The following is a 1661-nucleotide window of genomic DNA, read 5'->3' as shown; positions in this document are numbered from 1 at the left end:
TTGCTCTCTCAAAACTGAACCAAACAACACAGTATGCCTTACCGAGAGGCACGTAAGTGCCTCTGGCGTTCCGTTATATCTTCCTTAGAAAGGAGGTGATCCAGCCGCACCTTCCGATACGGCTACCTTGTTACGACTTCACCCCAATCATTGGTCCCACCTTCGGCGGCTGGCTCCAAGAGGTTACCTCACCGACTTCGGGTGTTACCAACTCTCGTGGTGTGACGGGCGGTGTGTACAAGGCCCGGGAACGTATTCACCGCGGCATGCTGATCCGCGATTACTAGCGATTCCGGCTTCATGCAGGCGAGTTGCAGCCTGCAATCCGAACTGAGAATGGTTTTATGGGATTTGCTTCACTTCGCAGCTTCGCTGCCCTTTGTTCCATCCATTGTAGCACGTGTGTAGCCCAGGTCATAAGGGGCATGATGATTTGACGTCATCCCCACCTTCCCCCGGTTTGTCACCGGCAGTCACCTTAGAGTGCCCAACTGAATGCTGGCAACTAAGATTAAGGGTTGCGCTCGTTACGGGACTTAACCCAACATCTCACGACACGAGCTGACGACAACCATGCACCACCTGTCACTCTGTCCCCGAAGGGAAAACTCTATCTCTAGAGTGTTCAGAGGATGTCAAGACCTGGTAAGGTTCTTCGCGTTGCTTCGAATTAAACCACATGCTCCACCGCTTGTGCGGGCCCCCGTCAATTCTTTTGAGTTTCAGCCTTGCGGCCGTACTCCCCAGGCGGAGTGCTTATTGCGTTAACTTCAGCACTAAGGGGCGGAAACCCCCTAACACCTAGCACTCATCGTTTACGGCGTGGACTACCAGGGTATCTAATCCTGTTCGCTCCCCACGCTTTCGCACCTCAGCGTCAGTTACAGACCAGAGAGTCGCCTTCGCCACTGGTGTTCCTCCACATCTCTACGCATTTCACCGCTACACGTGGAATTCCACTCTCCTCTTCTGTACTCAAGTCCTCCAGTTTCCAATGACCCTCCACGGTTAAGCCGTGGGCTTTCACATCAGACTTAAAAGACCGCCTGCGCGCGCTTTACGCCCAATAATTCCGGACAACGCTTGCCCCCTACGTATTACCGCGGCTGCTGGCACGTAGTTAGCCGGGGCTTTCTGGTGAGGTACCGTCAAGGTGCCGCCCTATTCGAACGGCACTTGTTCTTCCCTCACAACAGAGCTTTACGATCCGAAAACCTTCATCACTCACGCGGCGTTGCACCGTCAGACTTTCGTCCATTGCGGATGATTCCCTACTGCTGCCTCCCGTAGGAGTCTGGGCCGTGTCTCAGTCCCAGTGTGGCCGATCACCCTCTCAGGTCGGCTACGCATCGTCGCCTTGGTGAGCTCTTACCTCACCAACTAGCTAATGCGCCGCGGGCCCATCTGTAAGCGAGAGCCTTACGGCCCTCTTTCAACTTCCCTTCAGGCGAAGAAAAGTATTATCCGGTATTAGCCCCGGTTTCCCGGGGTTATCCCAGTCTTACAGGCAGGTTGCCCACGTGTTACTCACCCGTCCGCCGCTCGATCCACTGACCTCACCCCCGAAGGGGATCAGTCAGCTTCACGCGCTCGACTTGCATGTATTAGGCACGCCGCCAGCGTTCGTCCTGAGCCAAGATCAAACTCTCCATAAAAGTTTG

General features: G+C 54.8%; 1 rRNA gene. It reads right to left on the bottom strand.

Annotated elements, in window-relative coordinates:
* Positions 1-88 precede the first annotated feature (88 nt).
* Positions 89-1655: ribosomal RNA gene (locus ACDX78_RS23130) — 16S ribosomal RNA — on the bottom strand.
* Positions 1656-1661: the final 6 nt, after the last annotated feature.

It is taken from the genome of Virgibacillus oceani, from assembly GCF_041521345.1.
In the GTDB taxonomy this organism is placed as follows: domain Bacteria; phylum Bacillota; class Bacilli; order Bacillales; family Amphibacillaceae; genus Virgibacillus_N; species Virgibacillus_N oceani_A.
This window is presented reverse-complemented; position numbering and strand designations above follow the sequence as displayed.